19 protein-coding genes are annotated in these 19,110 nt (G+C 44.8%); 6 read left to right on the top strand and 13 right to left on the bottom strand.

From position 1 onward, the window contains the following. Nucleotides 1-5 precede the first annotated feature (5 nt). Nucleotides 6-956 carry an N-acetylmuramic acid 6-phosphate etherase gene (gene murQ / locus M9196_RS10750; RefSeq protein ID WP_250617536.1) on the top strand — a complete coding sequence of 317 codons (951 nt, stop codon included), beginning with the start codon at nt 6-8 and terminating at the stop codon, nt 954-956. Between the two features lie 124 nt (nt 957-1,080). On the opposite strand, the gene M9196_RS10745 is transcribed toward murQ, so the two are convergent. Beyond that, nucleotides 1,081-1,422, bottom strand: a complete 342-nt coding sequence (locus tag M9196_RS10745) for a DUF2799 domain-containing protein (RefSeq protein ID WP_250617535.1) — start codon at nt 1,420-1,422, stop codon at nt 1,081-1,083. Between the two features lie 277 nt (nt 1,423-1,699). Here M9196_RS10745 and M9196_RS10740 point away from each other — a divergent pair, with 277 nt between their 5' ends. Next, nucleotides 1,700-3,184, top strand: coding sequence for a carbon starvation CstA family protein (locus M9196_RS10740; protein WP_250617534.1), 1,485 nt, complete (start codon nt 1,700-1,702; stop codon nt 3,182-3,184). Nucleotides 3,185-3,331: 147 nt separating this feature from the next. Here the strand turns inward: M9196_RS10740 and ispH are convergent, their stop codons facing one another. The 6 genes from ispH to murJ all read right to left on the bottom strand — a co-directional run bounded on the left by ispH (nt 3,332) and on the right by murJ (nt 10,868). Next, nucleotides 3,332-4,288, bottom strand: a complete 957-nt coding sequence (ispH, locus tag M9196_RS10735; protein WP_250617533.1) for a 4-hydroxy-3-methylbut-2-enyl diphosphate reductase — start codon at nt 4,286-4,288, stop codon at nt 3,332-3,334. Nucleotides 4,289-4,337: 49 nt separating this feature from the next. After that, the gene (gene fkpB / locus M9196_RS10730) at nt 4,338-4,769 is read right to left on the bottom strand and encodes an FKBP-type peptidyl-prolyl cis-trans isomerase (RefSeq protein WP_250617532.1); all 432 of its coding nucleotides are present in this window, start codon (nt 4,767-4,769) and stop codon (nt 4,338-4,340) included. Nucleotides 4,770-4,885: 116 nt separating this feature from the next. Continuing rightward, nucleotides 4,886-5,389 (bottom strand): signal peptidase II, encoded by a 504-nt coding sequence (gene lspA, locus M9196_RS10725; protein WP_250617531.1) that lies wholly within the window; start codon nt 5,387-5,389, stop codon nt 4,886-4,888. 8 nt (nt 5,390-5,397) lie between these two features. Beyond that, the gene (gene ileS / locus M9196_RS10720; RefSeq protein ID WP_250617530.1) at nt 5,398-8,238 is read right to left on the bottom strand and encodes an isoleucine--tRNA ligase; all 2,841 of its coding nucleotides are present in this window, start codon (nt 8,236-8,238) and stop codon (nt 5,398-5,400) included. A 62-nt stretch (nt 8,239-8,300) separates the two neighbouring features. Continuing rightward, complete coding sequence (gene ribF / locus M9196_RS10715; RefSeq protein WP_250617529.1) at nt 8,301-9,236, bottom strand: bifunctional riboflavin kinase/FAD synthetase; 936 nt, start codon at nt 9,234-9,236, stop codon at nt 8,301-8,303. Nucleotides 9,237-9,305: 69 nt separating this feature from the next. Continuing rightward, nucleotides 9,306-10,868: a murein biosynthesis integral membrane protein MurJ gene (gene murJ / locus M9196_RS10710; protein ID WP_319946336.1), complete on the bottom strand. Its 1,563-nt coding sequence runs from the start codon at nt 10,866-10,868 to the stop codon at nt 9,306-9,308. 258 nt (nt 10,869-11,126) lie between these two features. Between murJ and rpsT the strand changes: the two genes are divergently transcribed. Beyond that, nucleotides 11,127-11,387, top strand: a complete 261-nt coding sequence (gene rpsT, locus M9196_RS10705) for a 30S ribosomal protein S20 (protein ID WP_102469934.1) — start codon at nt 11,127-11,129, stop codon at nt 11,385-11,387. Nucleotides 11,388-11,509: 122 nt separating this feature from the next. Here the strand turns inward: rpsT and M9196_RS10700 are convergent, their stop codons facing one another. Further along, nucleotides 11,510-11,809 carry an ArsR/SmtB family transcription factor gene (locus M9196_RS10700; RefSeq protein ID WP_250617528.1) on the bottom strand — a complete coding sequence of 100 codons (300 nt, stop codon included), beginning with the start codon at nt 11,807-11,809 and terminating at the stop codon, nt 11,510-11,512. Between the two features lie 184 nt (nt 11,810-11,993). Next, complete coding sequence (gene nhaR / locus M9196_RS10695) at nt 11,994-12,887, bottom strand: transcriptional activator NhaR (protein WP_250617527.1); 894 nt, start codon at nt 12,885-12,887, stop codon at nt 11,994-11,996. A 395-nt stretch (nt 12,888-13,282) separates the two neighbouring features. Between nhaR and M9196_RS10690 the strand changes: the two genes are divergently transcribed. Beyond that, a complete protein-coding gene (locus M9196_RS10690; protein WP_250617567.1) occupies nt 13,283-14,428 on the top strand; it encodes a Na/Pi symporter in 1,146 nt (381 codons plus the stop codon). Between the two features lie 119 nt (nt 14,429-14,547). Here the strand turns inward: M9196_RS10690 and M9196_RS10685 are convergent, their stop codons facing one another. After that, a complete protein-coding gene (locus M9196_RS10685; protein WP_250617526.1) occupies nt 14,548-15,123 on the bottom strand; it encodes a Slp family lipoprotein in 576 nt (191 codons plus the stop codon). Between the two features lie 261 nt (nt 15,124-15,384). Here M9196_RS10685 and M9196_RS10680 point away from each other — a divergent pair, with 261 nt between their 5' ends. After that, a complete protein-coding gene (locus tag M9196_RS10680; protein ID WP_250617525.1) occupies nt 15,385-15,705 on the top strand; it encodes a glycine zipper domain-containing protein in 321 nt (106 codons plus the stop codon). 99 nt (nt 15,706-15,804) lie between these two features. Further along, on the top strand, nt 15,805-16,545 hold the full coding sequence (locus M9196_RS10675) for an SDR family NAD(P)-dependent oxidoreductase (protein WP_250617524.1): 741 nt from the start codon (nt 15,805-15,807) through the stop codon (nt 16,543-16,545). A gap of 52 nt (nt 16,546-16,597) precedes the next feature. On the opposite strand, the gene M9196_RS10670 is transcribed toward M9196_RS10675, so the two are convergent. The 3 genes from M9196_RS10670 to M9196_RS10660 are packed head-to-tail and all read right to left on the bottom strand — an operon-like array spanning nt 16,598 to nt 19,099. Further along, nucleotides 16,598-17,449 (bottom strand): thymidylate synthase, encoded by an 852-nt coding sequence (locus M9196_RS10670; RefSeq protein WP_250617523.1) that lies wholly within the window; start codon nt 17,447-17,449, stop codon nt 16,598-16,600. 11 nt (nt 17,450-17,460) lie between these two features. Then, entirely contained in the window at nt 17,461-18,276 is an 816-nt protein-coding gene (gene lgt / locus M9196_RS10665; RefSeq protein ID WP_250617522.1) for a prolipoprotein diacylglyceryl transferase, read from the bottom strand. 31 nt (nt 18,277-18,307) lie between these two features. Further along, nucleotides 18,308-19,099 carry a sulfite exporter TauE/SafE family protein gene (locus M9196_RS10660; RefSeq protein ID WP_250617521.1) on the bottom strand — a complete coding sequence of 264 codons (792 nt, stop codon included), beginning with the start codon at nt 19,097-19,099 and terminating at the stop codon, nt 18,308-18,310. Nucleotides 19,100-19,110 lie beyond the last annotated feature (11 nt).

The raw sequence follows: 19,110 nt of genomic DNA, 5'->3' as shown, positions 1-19,110 counted from the left end.
ATATTATGACTAACGACGCACTACTGCATGCCCTGACTCAATTAGTTTCTGAAGGGCGCAACCCGGACACTATGGATATCGATCTCTTATCCAGCCAAGACATCGTCCAGCGCCTCAACCAGCAAGATCGTCTCGTCCCACTCGCGGTGGAACAAGTCATTCCTGACATTGCTCGAGCGGTGGATACGATTACTCATGCCTTCAAAAACAATGGTCGACTTATTTATATCGGAGCTGGCACCAGTGGGCGGCTTGGGGTGCTCGATGCTTCAGAGTGTCCCCCTACTTTTGGAACATCACCTGAGATGGTAGTTGGTATTATTGCGGGCGGCAATGATGCCATGTTTAAAGCTAAAGAAGGCGCGGAAGATGATCCTGAATTAGGGCAACGCGATCTTATCAAGATTAAGCTTAGCGCTGATGATGTGGTGGTTGGTATCGCCGCTAGCGGACGAACCCCTTATGTGATTGGGGCTCTCGAGTATGCCAATGACATAGGGGCAGCAACGGTCTCACTGTGCTGTAATCCAGATTCGACATTGGCGACTATTGCCTCTATTGCTATTAGCCCAGTTGTCGGACCTGAAGCGTTAACAGGCTCGACAAGACTCAAGTCGGGAACCGCGCAAAAGCTGGTGTTAAATATGTTAACAACGGCCAGTATGATCCGTCTTGGTAAAAGCTATGAAAATCTTATGGTGGACGTGAAAGCCACAAATGCGAAATTAATCGCCCGTGCCGCTCGTATTGTCATGCAAGCGACAGACTGTACTGAACACATTGCCAAGCAAGCATTAAAAGACACCGACCACAATGTCAAACTTGCCATCTTAATGATCCTGACAGGGCTGAATAAAGAGGATGCAACCCAACAGTTGATGGAAAAAGAAGGGTTCTTACGAAAAGCCGTCAATGCCAATACAAATACTTCTAGCACTAATACTTCTCAAGGTTGATAAGAACCCCACTTCAAGCCAGCTTATACGCTCAAGTGCAGAAAGAATAATAGGACCGTTCGGTCCCATTATTCTTTCTGCACTTGAGGCTTAGCTCCAATAGAGGCATAACTCAAATAAAAGCTTAATTCGAGTACTCGCTCCAACCACGCTGCCACTCCATGCGAAAGCGCTGTGCGTCGGGAAGCCCTTCACAAGCGCCGGTATAATACTGCCCAGAAAGACCAATCTGATATGCAAAGTCCGCATCACAGAACTCAATGACGCCTATTTGATAGCCACGTTCATATTCAGCGTGATCGGCAGGACCTAGCTTTTGTAACGCAGAATACGTGCGAGGCAACTGCCCTCTGACACCATCTTGATACCCTATTTTATTCCAACTTCCTTGCTTGGCGAGCTCTTCAACACCATTGGCACACCCAAATAGTAATAGCCCTGCAAGTACAGTAATAATGGCTTTCATCGTCATCCCTTTGTATCACATATGAATGCTGACACAATGCCAGTATTCCCTCAAGAAAGCCACTGTTCACGGGCTTTAGTGATGCAACTCACGCTTCTCTACGACCGCTCTACCTAATATTTTGACCTCTTACGCCATCATAAAACCACTTAACCTAGCTATTGACCACTTAATCAGCCATTACACCACTCAGTCAATAACAGCCAATGCCGAGCATCAAGTCACGCTATGATCGCCTACAGATTTTAATACTATTACAAACAAAGGATAACAAACTATGTTGTGGTTCTTAACCTGTGTTGCCGCACTGATTGGCGGTTATTTTCTTTACGGCGCTTTTATCGAGAAAGTGTTTGGCATTAACGAAAATCGTCAAACACCTGCCCATACCAAAGCGGACGGCGTAGATTACGTTCCAATGTCGACAAAAAAAGTCTACTTAGTTCAACTGCTCAACATTGCGGGTGTAGGTCCAATATTTGGTCCTATTATGGGCGCGCTTTATGGTCCTGCTGCGATGCTTTGGATTGTACTTGGCTGTATCTTTGCTGGCGCAGTGCATGATTACTTCTCTGGCATGCTATCCATTCGCAACGGCGGCGCTTCCGTACCCACTATCACAGGTCGATACCTAGGCAATGGCGCCAAACATTTTATGAACATTTTTGCCATTGTCCTACTATTACTCGTCGGTGTGGTATTTGTCTCTGCCCCTGCTGGCATGATCACTAACTTGGTCAACGACCAGTTTGATATGTCAATGAGCATGACAACCATGGTTATCGCCATTTTCGCTTATTACATCGTCGCGACGATTGTACCGGTTGATAAAATCATCGGTCGCTTCTACCCACTGTTTGGCGCGCTACTTATCTTTATGTCAGTCGGTCTAATTACGGCTGTAGCGATGTCGAGTGAACACACGGTCATGGGCAACTTTGAAATCAGCGACATGTTTAGCAACATGAATCCGAATGATCTTCCACTATGGCCAGCACTATTCATTACCATTGCTTGTGGCGCTATTTCAGGCTTCCACGCGACACAGTCTCCATTAATGGCTCGCTGCATGGAAAATGAAAAGAATGGTCGCTTTGTTTTCTACGGAGCAATGATTGGTGAAGGTATTATCGCGCTTATCTGGTGTGCACTTGCGCTGTCGTTCTTTGGCTCAGTCGATTCATTAGCAGAAGCAGTGAAAAACGGTGGCCCAGGGAATGTTGTCTACAGTGCTTCCTTTGGTCTACTCGGAGTATTTGGTGGCATCCTAGCGTTCTTAGGTGTGGTTATCTTGCCGATTACCTCTGGTGATACTGCCTTCCGTTCTAGCCGCCTTATCCTTGCTGAATACTTCAACATGGAACAGAAGACACTGCGTAACCGTCTTCTTATGGCACTGCCACTATTTGTTATCGGTGGCATCTTGACTCAAGTTGATTTCGGCATCATCTGGCGCTACTTCGGCTTTGCTAACCAAACAACAGCGGTAATGATGCTGTGGACGGCTTCTGCTTACTTACTGCGTCACAACAAGCTGCACTGGGTCACGACGGTTCCGGCCATGTTTATGACAACGGTTGTTATCACTTTCATCCTCAATAACAGCACGCTTGGCTTTGGACTGCCAATGCAGCTATCTACTATCCTTGGCATCGTAGGTTCACTTTCTATCACGGCATACGTGATTAAGAAGTCGAAAGGAAAAGGCGATATTGAAGCAGAGGAAGAAGAAAAACCACAAGGTAAAGCTGAAACAGCTTAACCCTAAAGACGCTATTTAATCCGAGCCTACTTATGGGCTCGGATTTTTTGTACTCACTATCCCGAGATGGCATTCCTATACAACCAGCAATAAAAAGCCCCAACTGCAATACAGTTAGGGCTCGTTTAACGTATTCGAAACTGGATGTTAATCGATTTGCTTGATCTGCAACTCTCTTGGCACTTCAAAGAACATGTTCTCTTCACGCCCTAGGACTTCTTCAACGTCACTCGCCCCTAAGTCTCGAATGCGATCAATGATTTGATTAACGAGCTCTTCCGGTGCTGAAGCCCCTGCTGTAACCCCCACTATGCCCTTGCCTTCAAACCATGCCGAATCGATAAGGTCAGGGGTATCGGTTAAATAAGCTGGAGTACCGAGCTTTTCTGCGAGTTCTTTTAAGCGAGTAGAGTTTGATGAGTTCGTCGACCCCACAACAACCATGACATCCACCGCTTCGGCTAATTCACGCACCGCATCTTGACGGTTTTGCGTCGCATAACAAATATCATCTTTACGCGGCCCTTGGATCTCAGGGAAGACTTCTCGAAGACGCTCAATAACATCGGCGGTTTCATCAACAGACAACGTCGTTTGGCTTACATAGTGCAAGTTACTAGGGTCATTAACGTGCAGTAAATCAACATCCGCTGGGCGCTCAACGAGATACATACCGCCAGTGCTGCTGGCATACTGCCCCATCGTTCCTTCAACTTCCGGATGCCCAGCATGACCTATAAGTACCACTTCCATATTTTTACGGCTCGCACGAGCCACTTCCATATGCACTTTTGTCACCAACGGACAGGTCGCGTCAAAGACGGTGAGTTCGCGTTCTTTGGCTTCTTTACGAACGGCCTGAGATACACCATGTGCCGAAAAAATAACGATATTGTCATCAGGGACTTCCGCTAACTCCTCGACAAACACCGCGCCTCGCTGCTTGAGACCTTCAACAACAAAACGGTTGTGCACCACTTCATGGCGAACATAAATCGGTGGCTGATATAGCTCAAGCGCGCGCTCTACGATACTAATTGCTCTATCGACTCCAGCACAAAAGCCGCGTGGATTTGCTAATTTAATTTTCATGTCATTACTCATCAGTACACACCGATTATTGCTTATTCTTTAGAAACAGGGTTATGGAGCGTTATTCTACCGTGAGAATTTCGACTTCAAATGTTACATCTTGTCCCGCAAGTGGATGATTAAAATCCACCGTCACAGAGTCACCGGCAATGTCAGTAATAATGCCTGGTATTTCCATCCCATCAGGGCCAGAAAAGGCAATTATTGTACCGACTTCCACCTCAGAGTCACCCACAAACTTGGCTCGGTCCATATGGTGAATATTATCGGGATTTGGTAGGCCAAACGCATCTTCTGCTTTGAGTTCTATTGCTTGTTGATCTGATTCAGACATGCCAATCAAGCACTGCTCAAAATTGTCACTTAGGCTACCATCACCAATCACAAGCCTTGCTGGCTTACCCATATTATGAGTGCTATCTGCAACGGAGCCATCTTTAAGTTTAATGGTAAAATGCAGCGTCACTGCGCTATCTTGCTTAATTGTTGTCACGTCACGGCTTCCTTGTAATCAAACGGCTATTGCAAATTATTGTTATCAAACGCTGTTATATAAAAAAGCGCCGTACGAATCAACGTACAGCGCTTAAGGTTATTCTAATTATGTCGCTAACTCGGCTGTTTTTTTCGGAAACTGTCGAGAATAATCAGGCCAGCACCAATACAAATGGTCATATCAGCCAGATTAAAAGCTGGCCAGTGGTAAGTTCCCCAGTAAAAGTCTAGGTAATCTACGACATAACCATGTACAACGCGATCAAATACGTTACCAACAGCACCACCAATGATCATGGCATAAGCAATGTTGTTCCACTTTTCTGTTGCCGGTAATTTGCTCATCCAATAGGTCAGCATTCCAGTAACAACAAAAGCGATACCAGTAAAGAACCAGCGCTGCCAACCTGCTTGGTCACTTAAAAAGCTAAATGCAGCGCCGTAGTTATGAACATACAGAAGATTGAAAAATGGCAAAATCTCAATTCGATTTGCCCATCCATACCCCATACTGTCCATCACTACTAACTTGATAGCAATATCGGCAACGAAAATGAGTGCCGCTAGCCATAGCCAGCGGACTCCAGATTGTTTTAATGAAAACGTCTGCTCTGTCATTATATCGTTTAAGCGAACTTACGAACTTCGCCTTCACCTTCTACGTTAGTCACACAACGACCACAAATTTCTTCGTGACCTTCAATCGTGCCAACATCAGGCGTGTGGTGCCAGCAGCGGTCACATTTCTTAGCTTCCGTTGCCGCGACTTCAACGAACAAACCTTCAACGTCTGTGCTGTGTGCAACCTCAGTTTTATCACTCAACGGCTTCACTTGTGCCTTCGACGTAAGAAGAACGAATCGTAGTTCATCTTCTAGTTTGTTGATCGTCGCAGCCAGAGTATCATCAGCAAAAATTGTTACTTCCGCTTGCAATGAACCGCCAATGGTTTTCTCTTTTCGAGCGTCTTCCAACAGCTTGTTCACACTGCCACGAACCGCTTGAATTTGAGTCCAAAACTCATTGTTTAGCTCTTCACCCTCTGCAAGGTCAAACAGACCTTCATACCACTCACCAGTGAAAACAAACTTATCACGAGCACCAGGCATTTCGTTCCAGATTTCATCCGCAGTAAATGACATGATTGGAGCCATCCAACGAACCAGCGCTTCAACAATGTAGTAAAGTGCACTTTGACAGCTACGTTGAGCGTGACCGCCCTTCTTCGCTGTGTATTGGCGATCTTTAATGACATCTAGGTAGAAAGAACCCATTTCGATAGAGCAGAACTGCATTAGACGCTGAGTTACGCCGTGCGTATTGTACTCACCGTATGCTTTAACAATCTCTTCTTGCGCCGCAAATGCGCGACCCACAGCCCAACGATCTAATGCCACCATTTCATCAGCAGGAACTAAATCGGTCTCTGGATTAAAGCCGTTTAGGTTCGCTAGGAAGAAACGTGCTGTATTACGAATACGACGGTACGCATCGGCTGAACGCTTAAGGATCTCATCAGAAACCGCAACTTCACCCGTGTAATCGGTTGAAGCAACCCATAGGCGTAAGATATCTGCGCCTAGCTTGTTGGTGACATCTTTTGGTGCGACAACGTTACCGATGGATTTAGACATCTTACGTCCATTACCATCAACAACGAAACCGTGTGTCAGCACTTCTTTGTAAGGTGCTTCGTCTTTCATCGCAATAGATGAAATCAATGAAGACTGGAACCAACCGCGGTGTTGATCTGAACCTTCTAGGTAAAGATCGGCACTATGACCGTTGTACTCTTCGCGAGAGTCCACGACCGAGTAGTGCGTCACGCCCGAGTCAAACCATACGTCTAGCGTATCCAATACCTTCTCGTATTTTTCAGCATCTTCAGCGCCCATCAACTCTGCAGGATCAACATCCCACCACGCTTGAATGCCTTTTTCTTCAACCAGCTTAGCGACTTTCTCGATAAGAGCTGGGCTCTCTGGGTGTAGTTCTGCTGTTTCTTTGTGAACAAACAGAGCAATTGGAACACCCCACGTACGCTGACGAGAAATACACCACTCAGGGCGACCTTCAATCATACCCTCAATACGGCTTTGACCCCATTCAGGCATCCACTCAACACTCTTAATCGATTCTAGTGCCTTAGCACGCAGACCCGCTTGATCCATCGAGATGAACCACTGTGGTGTTGCACGGAAAATGATTGGCGTTTTATGTCTCCAACAATGCGGGTAGCTATGCTCATACGCGTGATGGTGTAATAACGCCCCTTTCTCTTTTAGTACTTCTAAAACAGAATCGTTCGCTTTGAAAACGTGCTGGCCAGCAAACAGCTCAGTATCTGGCAGGTAAACACCATTAGAACCAACAGGGTTCGCAACTTCCAAACCGTATTTTTTACCAACAATAAAGTCTTCTTGACCATGACCAGGCGCGGTATGAACAACACCAGTACCAGAGTCTGTTGTCACGTGGTCACCAAGAATTGCCGGTACAGTAAAATCATAAAACGGGTGATTAAACTGTACTAATTCGAGTTCCTCACCTTTTGCGAAACCAAGGTTATGGAAGTGCTCAATACCCGCACGGTCCATCACATCTTTCGCAAGTTCAGATGCCACGATAATACGTTGCTCTTGCTGATCACCTTTGGCTTCAACTTGAATCAATACATACTCTAAATCGTCGCGTAAACATACTGCGCGGTTAGCAGGCAATGTCCAAGGCGTCGTTGTCCAAATAACAATCGACAGCTCACCTTGACCAGCATGACCTTCAGCTAGAGTAAACTTCTCTAGTACGGCTGCTTCATCTGCGGCAGTAAATTTAACATCGATAGATGGCGACACTTTATCTTTATATTCTACTTCGGCTTCAGCCAGTGCAGACCCACAATCAGTACACCAATGAACGGGTTTAAAACCTTTTAGCAAGTGACCGTTGTCGGCGATCTTGCCTAGTGCGCGAATGATGTTAGCTTCGGTACCAAAGTCCATTGTGCGGTAAGGTTTATCCCACTCGCCCATGATACCAAGACGCTTAAAGCTCTCTTTTTGACCTTCTACTTGCCCTGCCGCATATTTACGACATTCTTCACGGAATTCCGCTGCAGTGATCTTCTGTCCAGGCTTGCCTTTTTTCTTCTCTACCATCAATTCGATAGGAAGACCGTGACAATCCCAGCCAGGAATGTAAGGCGCATCAAAACCAGAAAGGGTTTTGGATTTAATAATAATGTCTTTAAGAATCTTGTTCAGTGCGTGGCCGATATGAATATCACCGTTCGCGTATGGAGGGCCATCATGTAAAACAAATGACTTTTTGCCTTTTTTAGCCTTACGGATTTCACCGTAAAGATCTTCTTTATACCAACGCTTCAGCATCTCTGGCTCACGATTAGCCAAATTACCGCGCATAGGAAACCCTGTTTCAGGTAGGTTCAGGGTATCTTTATACTCACTCATCGATTCTTAATTCCGTTGTATTGGGCGACAGTTAGACATTATGTTAGCGGTGGAATCTTCCACTAACCCATACACTGAAGTAGCCACACCCTTGCGACTTCAGCATCCAATTCTATTTGCTGTTTTAACAGCTGTAATGAGCCAAATTTCTTCTCATTACGTATTTTGTGAAGTAATGCGACTTCAATTTGCTTTCCGTAAAGATCGCCTTCAAAGTCAAATACATGCACTTCTAAGTCTTGCTTAGTACCATTGACGGTTGGTTTATTTCCGATGTTGGCTATGCCGCCTCGTGGTATGGAGTCGACCCCCATTACCTGCACTGCATAGACACCACTTACGGGTGAAACATGGCGTTTCAAAGAAACATTAGCCGTTGGAAACCCAAAGTCTCGGGCTAATTTTTGCCCGTGAGCAACCCGGCCCGATAAGGTATAGTTTCGCCCCAGCATTTTTGCACTTGCATCAAGTTCATCATTCGCTAATGCGTGACGAATTGCTGTACTGCTGACCCGTGCCTCACCGACACGAAAACTATGTGTATTGACAACCTCAAAGCCAAACTGCTCTCCAGCTTGCTTAAGCATGTCAAAGTTACCTAATCGGCCTTTACCAAACCGAAAGTCATCACCAATTACCAAGTATTTAACACCGAGTTTATCCACCAATAAATCACGTACGAATGATTCTGGTGATAGATCCGCAAAGTGACGATTGAAGTTAACACAAAGCAAACGGTCTATGTCCATGTGCCCTAGTAGTTCAAACTTATCACGTAAGCGTGTTAAACGTGCCGGTGCCTTATCTTTGGCAAATAACTCCATCGGTTGCGGTTCAAATGTCATTACCACAGAAGGTAAATTCAAAAGCTGTGCTTTCTTTTTTACCTGTTCGAGTACACGTTGGTGACCTAAATGTACACCATCGAAATTACCAATCGTCAACACACAGCCATGATGTTGATCTTTTAGGTTGTGGATGCCTCGAATAAGTTCCATGAAACGACTAAACCACCTGTTGAAGTTAATAATAGCAGTGTGAAACCGACGGATTATAACGAAACATTGCTAATCTGTCGCTGCTTTTAAATCCTTCACTCTAATGCCAAGTAGCAAGAGTGTAAATAGGTAGCTTGCCCCACCAAGTACAATCAACATTGTTAGCGTGGTTACGCGCTGTGGGAGCCCCCAAGATAACCACTGTTGCATGTCATCTAAACGCCATACAACCACCGCAACCATCACGATGGCGCTGAGCGCTAGTTTGGCTATAAAAATCAGCGTTTGTTTGGTTACTCGGTATACCTGTTGAATATGCAGACCTCGATACAACAGCACCATATTGACCAATGCCGATAAGGCTGTCGCCATCGCAAGACCAACATAACCATAGAAATACGCGAATATCGCGTTAAACACCATATTAGAGGCCATTGCGATAATGCCATACTTAACCGGTGTTCTCGTGTCCTGTCGCGAGAAATAGCCCGGTGCCAACACTTTAATTAACATGAAGTTGAGCAGCCCTGACGCATAAGCCAGTAAAGACATCGACGCTTGCTCGACATCATGAGGGGTAAACTCACCACGCATGAATAACACCATCAACATTGGCTTCGCAAGCACCATTAAACCGAGCATAGCGGGTAACCCAAGCAGCACGACCATTCTCACCCCCCAATCCATCGTCGACGCAAAGCCTTGGCTGTGGGCATCAACGTGTTTTCGAGATAACGCGGGAAGAATAACGGTGGCAATCGCAATCCCAAACAACCCTAACGGGAACTCTAGTAAACGATCAGAATAATACAACCAGCTGATGGAGCCAGTAGCAAGGAAGCTGGCAATAAAGGTGTCAAACAACAAATTAATTTGGCTTACCGACACACCGAATAAAGCAGGAATCATGAGGGTGCGAATTTTAACAACGCCAGGATCACGCCACCCCCATTTAGGTTTCACTAATACGCCCGCCTTCATCAGGAAAGGAATTTGAAACACAAACTGCACAAAGCCACCGAGAAAAACACCAATTGCCAAACCAATTTCAGGCTGTTCAAGACCAGGGGCTATAAACCAAGCACTACCAATAATCATCACATTGAGAAAAACAGGCGTAAACGATGACACCGCAAATTTCCCTAAGGTATTAAGAATGGCACCGGATAAGGCGACAAAAGTAATAAACCATAGATAGGGGAAAGTGATCTTCAGCATTAAGCTGGCCAGCTCAAACTTAGGCGCAGCGGGTCCATCATTAAGCCAATCTAGAAACCAACCAAAACCGAATAACGCGGTCACGACACCCGAGCCCAGGACACCAAACAATGTCACTATCGAAACGAGCACGCCCAGTGTCCCTGACGCCTTAGCGATTAGGTCTCGAGTTTTATCTTTGTCACCAGCGGCATGGTACTCTGTCAATACCGGTACAAAAGCTTGCGAAAACGCACCTTCAGCAAACAGGCGACGTAAAAAGTTAGGTATTTTATTGGCAAAAAAGAACACATCCGCACTGGCGCCAGCTCCCATTAAATTTGCCACGACCACATCGCGAACCAGTCCCAATACTCGGGACACAAGTGTCATTGCACTCACAATCATGCCTGACTTAAGAAGCCTCTTACTCACTTGAACCCCTAATTACCTTGCTAATACCTTGTCACAGAAAGGTTTCTATCGTCTTTGTTATTGAAGAGCGGATTAGTATTAGCATTGGTTGAAAAATACTGTTAGAATCCCCGCCATCTTAACCGCGAAGACCTCCAGATATCAAAACTTGTTTTATATCGTTGGGTTTTTGCACAAATCAGTTGACATTTAAGTTCAAATAGAGGATATTCCTCGCCCTTAAATTGTCACCGAACTAAGTTTTTGGGAGTTAGACCCTTGGCAAACAGTAAATCTGCTAAGAAGCGCGCTATCCAAGCTGAGAAACGTCGTCAGCACAATGCTAGCCGTCGTTCTATGATGCGCACTTACATGAAAAAAACTATCGCTGCTATTGAAGCAGGCGATAAAGAAGCAGCAACAGCGGCACTAGTTGAAGTTACACCTCTTCTAGACCGTATGGCGACTAAAGGCCTTATTCATAAGAATAAAGCAGCTCGTCATAAGTCTCGCTTCACTGCAGCAATCAAAGCTCTTTAATTAGAATTTGATTTGCATTAAAAAACCGGCCTTGGCCGGTTTTTTTGTATCTATCGTTTTTCTATTGGCTTACTCATGAAGAACTATGTTCACTTTACAATAACCCTTCACACCGCGCTGCTTTAGTCTTCTTTACAATACAAGCCATGTAATAGCTCTATCATTTGACGAACTTCGGCGCTGCTCAAGGTGTAGTATACCGTCTGAGCCTCTTTTCGAGTCGAGACCAGCCCATCCCGACGCAACCATGCCAAATGCTGTGAGAGTGCAGATTGGCTCAGCTTTAAGTCATCACATAGCTCACCAACCGATAACTCCGTATTATGCAGCATACAAAGTATTTGCAGACGACGCTCGTTGGCCATCGCTTTTAGGAGAACAACCGCTTGCGGTGCGTTTTTTTCCATCTCCTGCAAATTCATATTTAACCTCTTTATTTTCAGCGACATCAGACACGAGCTTTTGTCTTTATAGCCATGCCTTGTTGATTAATACAATTCATCACATTTTACATGGCTATAATCAAACTGCGTAACAGTTTTTAAACAAATTCATTATCCTTAACGATAGGCAACCTACTTCCGTCACTAAACATTCCGTCGCTTACTAAACATTCAGTAGCTCACTAAAGTCCGCCTCGCATACGCCTTTAACCGCAGGGTGCTGAATCATCCGCTCTGCGAAAATGACATAATATTCTTCTTTAAGGTCATCGATATCGCCAATATGCTGAAGTGGACGCCGATCGGAGATCTCAGACATGTACAAGCTCGGTGCTAAAAAAATGACATCTTCTTTGTACATGGAGAAGGCTTTCATCAAGGCGACATCATCAAATTCACCTAAAATGTTAGGCTGAATACCTTGTCGATCAAACCATTGGTGAATTTTTCGTCCCATCGATGTTCGGCTGCCAGGAATAAGCAGCTTCCTTTGTTCTAATATTTCAGGAAAGTGTCCGCTCTCAACATGACCGGAAGTAAAAAAGCTCATCCGGCTTTCTCCAAGCTTCTTACTAAACAGGCCTGGGCTTTGACTGGAGTCTACGGGGCAGTCCGACAAAATCATATCGAGCTTATGTTGAGAAAGCTGTTCCAATAACATTTCATGAGTCGACTCAAAACACCTTAAATGAATACTGTTATCATCAGGAATTGTGGTCATAAGTATTTTGCTCACTAAACGTTTTGATAACGCGTCTGCGACGCCCACATCAAAAAGAATATTCGAACGCTGACTATAATTGACAATATCGAGCATTTCATAACTCAAGCCAAACATACGATCCGCATATTTATAAACAAGTTGGCCTAACTCTGTCGGCTCTACGCTTCTTCCATTGCGCTTCGTTAACTTGCCATCCATTCTTTCTTCTAGCGCTTTAATCTGCCCGGTTACTGTTTGAGGCGTTAAAAACAGTGCATCTGCCGCCTTCGTTACTGACCCTTGTTTACACACCATCCAAAAATAGTACACGTGGTTATAATTTAAATGTGACATGACTTACCGCCTTAAAGTTATCTCCTCTTTTATAACAAAATCTCTCCAACCCATCAATTATCGATAAAACCGCAGTAAACAACAAAAGACATCGTTTTTGCCGAAGTTATAACTGTCATACTTGTCATATTCATATCGGCAAAGAACGATAAAATCGAATTTTTTCATTAAAAAACCTCTATTTATCTACTTTTCTCGATATAAATTTAACCATTAAAAATCAAATATTTAAGATTACATATTGCGATTTTTAAATTTAAAAAACAACAAATATCGCAGTAATTGATGAGTGACATAATATCGTCATATTACTGTCATAATTCAGATCTACTATCGCTGCAGATTCAACAACAGACCTACAACAAACTTATTAAGGTCACACGGAGAAAACTATGATTAACCAAGCAACGACAGCTGCAACACCTATGTCGAACTCGACACGTTGGCTACGCTGGGCTAACTTGGCATTCATGCTGTACTTACTACTTCTCGCTGTATCTATGGTAGGCAGCGGGTTTAAGATCGCAACGGGTGAACAAGCGAAAGTGTTGTTTGAGTTTGCATCTCATCCTGTCGCCGGGTTAATGATTGGTCTCGTCGCTACGGCTTTGATCCAGTCATCAAGTACCGTCACTTCAATCATTGTTGGTCTTGTTGCGGGCGGCTTGCCGGTCACCGTCGCTATTCCTATGATCATGGGCGCAAACATTGGTACCACGGTAACCAACACATTGGTTAGTCTTGGTCACGTGCGCTGTAATACTGAATTTAAACGTGCCTTTGCAAGCGCCACTATTCATGACTTCTTTAACCTATTAGCGGTACTTATTTTCTTACCATTGGAAATGATGTTTGGCATTTTCGAAAAAGTATCCCACTGGTTAGTTTCACCAATGCTTGCAACAGGTGATGTCAGCATGGGTGGTTTGAATTTCATCAAGCCAATTACCAAACCTGTTGTCTCGGCTATCCAAGATCCATTGATGCAATTTGGTAACGTAACCGGTGGTGTTCTACTGATTGTTCTTGGTATCGCAACCATCTTTGTCGCTATCACCGTGATGGGTAAGCTGATGAAGAGCCTGATGGTAGGCCGTGCTCGTGAAATTTTGAAGAATGCAATTGGTCGTGGTCCTATCCACGGTATCGTTTCTGGCTCTATCGTAACGGTCTTAGTTCAATCTTCTTCAACAACAACAAGCTTAATGGTTCCCCTAGTTGGTACTGGTACGTTGAAAGTACGCGATGTTTACCCATTTACATTGGGTGCAAATATCGGCACGTGTATTACAGGTCTACTCGCTGCAACGGCGGTTTCTGGCGAATACGCTGTTTTTGCCCTGCAGATCGCACTGGTACACTTAGTCTTTAACGTATTCTCAACCATCTTTATTTTTGGTATCCCTTTCTTAAGAGAGCTGCCAATTAAAGGGGCTGACTACCTTTCAGAGATGGCAATCAAAAACAAAGCTGTTGTTGCTGGATACTTGGCTTCGATATTTGTTGTTATTCCGGGAACAATCCTCGCGCTAACCGCTTAAACACGGTAAAAACACAACATCGCTGCACTCACGCGATAAAGAATAAACAAAGCCCAACTCGATGAGTTGGGCTTTTTCGTTACATCTGATGACGGAAGTGATGAACGCTAGTAAGCATCTTAATCATAGGCATCGTAATCATAGGCATCGTATGCGTCATAATGCTCTATCAAATCCGCCTCATCCACATAGTCCCAGTAATAGTTACGGTCATAATAATAGTCGTAATAGGGATCACCGATATAGTACGTTTTAATGCGTTTGTCGTCCGTCCAGAGATAGTAATTCGACGCATTGAGCACCGGTACTTGCAACACTTGCTGACCAACCTTAATCGTCTCGCTTGCTGCAATAACACCAACGAATGTCATTGGTTTTCCTTGCACAAACACCGACGGCTCTAAAAATCGCTCAACCTTAACAACAAAGCGCGAAGAACCTTGCTGTGTTTCATCAGGTCTACCCTTTTCATCAAGTTCAAATTGACTGATTTCTAAGATACTGGAACTTGCTGTAGGGTTGCTGATTTTCGCGATAACCCCTCCCCATCTAGCTGGTTGTCCGACAACGCTATTTGCATCACGCACAGCCGTTTGATAAGCCACTAATAACTTTTCATCCGCGACTTTTATTTCTGAGGGTGCACTACTACAACCTGCCAACATCACTAATAGTAAAACGCCAAACCATCGCATCGTATGCTCCTTCCTAAATGCTTATGTTTTCATTATGGGCGACATTGGCCATCACTCGCAAGGTTCCTCGACTATTCAGCCCGTTAATATCATCGCCCTCGGTAACGGGCAGTGATGCAAATACCCGATACAGATCAGCTAATTATCATCAACAGCAATAAACACACAGGATGCTGACTAAACGTTTACCTGTGATGGGTTATGTTTTTTTCAGCGGTTATTTACTCTACTATCAAAATCCAATAACAATGTGAATTCCTTATGAAAATCAAAACTCTCCTTCTTATCGCTATGCTTAGCTCACCTTCTTATGCCTATTACTGTGATCAAACGTCAGATGGCGCCATTGACGGCGCTGTTGATGGAGCAATTACTGGTGCCGTCGTAGGGGGCATCGTCGATGGGAGTTCGGGCGCAGCAGCTGGTGCCGCGATTGGTGGCGGTGCGGGCGCTGTAGGCGGTGCTATTGACGGCGCTTACGATGAAGAAGCCTGTGAAGTAGTAGGCGATGTCGTGGAAGAAGATGTGATTGAGGAAGAGATCGTAGAAGAAGAGATCATTGAAGACGAATACTACGACTAGCTGTTACCTATGTAACTAAAGTAACCTTGCGTTTGTTACTGACCGAAACAAGATATTTATTTTACACTCTCTGTTAATCAAAATGGGAGTAGGGTCATAATGAAAAAGATTGCTTTAGTTACTGGTGCTTACCAAGGTCTTGGGCTCGCCACATCGCAGCTATTAATGGAACAAGACTACCATGTCATTATGGCCGATGTGCAATCTTGTAGCACACTTGCCAATCAGTTTAGGCGACAAGGCTACTCAGCCTCGCATTTAAAACTTGACCTAGCGATGTCATCGATATTCCCTGCTATTGCCAACCTAATCAATGAACAATTTGGTCAGTTGGACGTGCTGATCAATAATGCTGCTATCTTAGTCGACATGGGGCAACACCCTTCGCAGCTAGATGAAGACACCTACCGAAGAGTGCTCGAAATCAACCAAATTGGTCCATTCTTATTGACGAAAGCACTCACGCCTTTGCTAAAGAACGCCAAACACGCACGCATCGTAAATGTGTCCAGCCAGGTTGGTCAACTCGCACAACTTTCGGATATGAACTCCCCCATCAAAGAGGATATTTGCGCCGCCTACCAAGCATCGAAGATTGGCATTAATGCCAACACGGTGCTGTTTGCTAAAGAGCTCGAGCCCTATGGTATTAAAGTCAATTCTTGCTGCCCTGGATGGGTTGACTCCGCAATGAATAGCGATGACTTGCCCGACTACGGCAATGACGCAAGACCAAAGACACCACGAGAAGGTGCTGATACTGCTGTTTGGCTAGCGACCCTCAACGAAGAGGGCCCAACGGCGGGGTTCTTTACCGATCGTACTCAAATTGATTGGTAATCCCTACCCTAGACACCTATAAAAATGGCCGAGCAATGCTCGGCCATTTTTATTACACAGAAAACGGATATTTTATTGGCTCATGACACTGATAGTCACGTACCTCAAAATCATCGACCGTCACCCACGTTTCTAAATCTTTTAATGATTTGATCTTTGGATTGATATGGAATGTTGCTGGAGCCAATGGCTCTCGAGTCAGTTGCACATCACGCATAAGCTCAAGTTGATCTTCATAAATATGTCCGTTAACAATTTTATGATAAGCCTTACCAGGCTTCTTACCAGTGATCTGCGCCATGATCGCTAAAAATACGTAGACCTGAACCATGTTAAAGTTAAGCCCAAGAGGGACATCACATGAACGCTGCGTACTGTTTAAGTACAACGTATCACCGAGCAGTGAGAAGTGGTGACTGTACATACACGGACGTAAACAACCCATATGGAACTCACCTGGATTATAAAAGTTTAAGATTTCACCACGATCATCCACACCGTGCGTTAAGTCATCCACTATTTTGCCAAGTTGGTCGATATGCCCACCATCGGGTTTCGCCCAGGCACGCCCTTGAACACCATACACACGTCCCATATCGTCTTCGCCCTTACGATATGAGTTCTTCAACCAAGCTTCATTAAGGTTCGCATTGGCGTCCCATGTTTTGGTACCCAGCTTACGAAAATCCTCTGCGTTATCATAACCGCGAATATAACCAAGCAATTCGGCAACCGCAGACTTCCAGAAACTTTTACGTGTCGTGACTAAAGGAAACGCATTACCAGCAACATCATAAGTAAGATCGGCGTTGATAACGGTTAAACAGCGCTTACCGGTACGTTCATTCTCAACCCACACGCCTTCATCGACGATGCGCTGACATAAATCCAAATACTGCTTCATAACAATTCCTACTACTTTGCTGTGTTATGTGTCGTGTTGCCATTGACCTTGTATGCCCATGCCACCATTAACGCACCTAGGATAACCATCGGTAACGATAAAATCTGTCCCATTGAAATAAAGCCGCCAAATAGGCCTAAATGCGCATCAGGTTCACGAACATATTCAATAAGGAACCGGAAAGACCCGTACCCTAGTAAGAACAAGCCAGATACCGCACCTTCAGGGCGTGAACGTTTGATAAACCAATTAAGAATAAGAAAGAGTACCACGCCTTCTAAGGCGAATTCATACAGCTGAGAGGGGTGCCTTGGAAGCGGACCACCGTTCGGGAATACGATCGCCCAAGGCACGTCGGTTACACGGCCCCAAAGTTCACTATTCATGAAGTTGCCAATGCGTCCCATCCCTAAGCCAAACGGCACAAGTGGCGCAATAAAATCAGCCACATTGAAGAAGGTACGACCATTTTTATGGGCATACCACAGCATAGCGGTAATCACACCAAGTAGACCACCATGAAAAGACATGCCACCTGTCCAGACTTTGAACAGATATAAAGGATCTTGTATTAACGTATCAAATCCATAAAACAACACATAACCCACACGGCCGCCAATCACTACGCCTAAAAAGCCTGCGAAAAGTAAATCTGACACCTGCTCGCGAGTCCAGCCTGAACCTGGCTTATCTGCACGCCTATTCGCCAACCACATCGCGAAAGCAAAACCAACTAAATACATCAAGCCGTACCAGCGAACTGAAATAGGGCCAATCTCAAATAAAACGGGGTCAATACTAGGAAATTCAATAAATCCCTGAGACATAAACTGCTCTCTTAAGTTTGGGTAATAAAGACTAAAACATCATTGAAAATGATACGAATACTAAGAAGACCGCGAAAATCTTTTTAAGTTTCGGAGTTGGCATTGTTGTTGCCAACTTAGCGCCAAATCGCGTCGTTAGCATCGACGTCATCGCGATAGCTAACAATGCAGGAACATACACATAACCAAGGCTATATTCTGGTAACCCATCAGCCTTAGAACCATGGAAGATGAAGCCTATCATACCTGCGATCGCAATCACACAACCACACACAGAGGATGAACCAACGGCTCGGCGCATTTCCACACCATGCTTACTTAAAAACGGCACAGACATCGAACCGCCGCCAATGCCCGCTAAGCTTGACACCATACCGATTACTGCCCCATAGCAACTGGTCACTCCTGGGGAAGGCAGTGGCCGTGAGGATGACGAAGATATAGACAAAATCATCTGTATCGCTAACGCCAATACAATCAAAGCGAAGAGTTTAGGTAGGTATTGAAACGGAATCCAATCCGCGACGAACGAGCCAACCAAGCCGCCAACAATAACACCGGGTAATAACCATTTGATAACGAAGATATCCACATTGCCAAGTTTAAGGTGATTCAGGGCTGATGAGCCGGAGGTAATAATGATAGATGCAAGTGATGTCGCCAACGCGATTTGCATCACCAGCTCCGCAGAAATGCCAAACATCGGCAATAGATAAGCGAGCGCAGGTACGACGATCAAGCCACCACCAATACCCAGCAAACCTGACATAGTACCAACAACCGCACCTAAAACGAGCAGCATCAAAAGAAGTTCAACGTTCATAATTTTTCCAA

The organism is Vibrio methylphosphonaticus, assembly GCF_023634655.1.
In the GTDB taxonomy this organism is placed as follows: Bacteria; Pseudomonadota; Gammaproteobacteria; order Enterobacterales; family Vibrionaceae; genus Vibrio; species Vibrio methylphosphonaticus.
This window is presented reverse-complemented; position numbering and strand designations above follow the sequence as displayed.

Bases quoted from the DNA above. Each gene is read 5' to 3' on its own strand.
- M9196_RS10745 (WP_250617535.1), bottom strand. From the start codon at position 1,422: ATGAAAGCCATTATTACTGTACTTGCAGGGCTATTACTATTTGGGTGT.
- M9196_RS10740 (WP_250617534.1), top strand. From the start codon at position 1,700: ATGTTGTGGTTCTTAACCTGTGTTGCCGCACTGATTGGCGGTTATTTT.
- M9196_RS10700 (WP_250617528.1), bottom strand. From the start codon at position 11,809: ATGAATTTGCAGGAGATGGAAAAAAACGCACCGCAAGCGGTTGTTCTC.
- M9196_RS10675 (WP_250617524.1), top strand. From the start codon at position 15,805: ATGAAAAAGATTGCTTTAGTTACTGGTGCTTACCAAGGTCTTGGGCTC.
- murQ (WP_250617536.1), top strand. From the start codon at position 6: ATGACTAACGACGCACTACTGCATGCCCTGACTCAATTAGTTTCTGAA.
- M9196_RS10680 (WP_250617525.1), top strand. From the start codon at position 15,385: ATGAAAATCAAAACTCTCCTTCTTATCGCTATGCTTAGCTCACCTTCT.
- lspA (WP_250617531.1), bottom strand. From the start codon at position 5,389: ATGACAGAGCAGACGTTTTCATTAAAACAATCTGGAGTCCGCTGGCTA.
- nhaR (WP_250617527.1), bottom strand. From the start codon at position 12,887: ATGTCACATTTAAATTATAACCACGTGTACTATTTTTGGATGGTGTGT.
- lgt (WP_250617522.1), bottom strand. From the start codon at position 18,276: ATGTCTCAGGGATTTATTGAATTTCCTAGTATTGACCCCGTTTTATTT.
- ribF (WP_250617529.1), bottom strand. From the start codon at position 9,236: ATGGAACTTATTCGAGGCATCCACAACCTAAAAGATCAACATCATGGC.
- M9196_RS10660 (WP_250617521.1), bottom strand. From the start codon at position 19,099: ATGAACGTTGAACTTCTTTTGATGCTGCTCGTTTTAGGTGCGGTTGTT.
- ispH (WP_250617533.1), bottom strand. From the start codon at position 4,288: ATGAGTAATGACATGAAAATTAAATTAGCAAATCCACGCGGCTTTTGT.
- ileS (WP_250617530.1), bottom strand. From the start codon at position 8,238: ATGAGTGAGTATAAAGATACCCTGAACCTACCTGAAACAGGGTTTCCT.
- M9196_RS10670 (WP_250617523.1), bottom strand. From the start codon at position 17,449: ATGAAGCAGTATTTGGATTTATGTCAGCGCATCGTCGATGAAGGCGTG.
- M9196_RS10685 (WP_250617526.1), bottom strand. From the start codon at position 15,123: ATGCGATGGTTTGGCGTTTTACTATTAGTGATGTTGGCAGGTTGTAGT.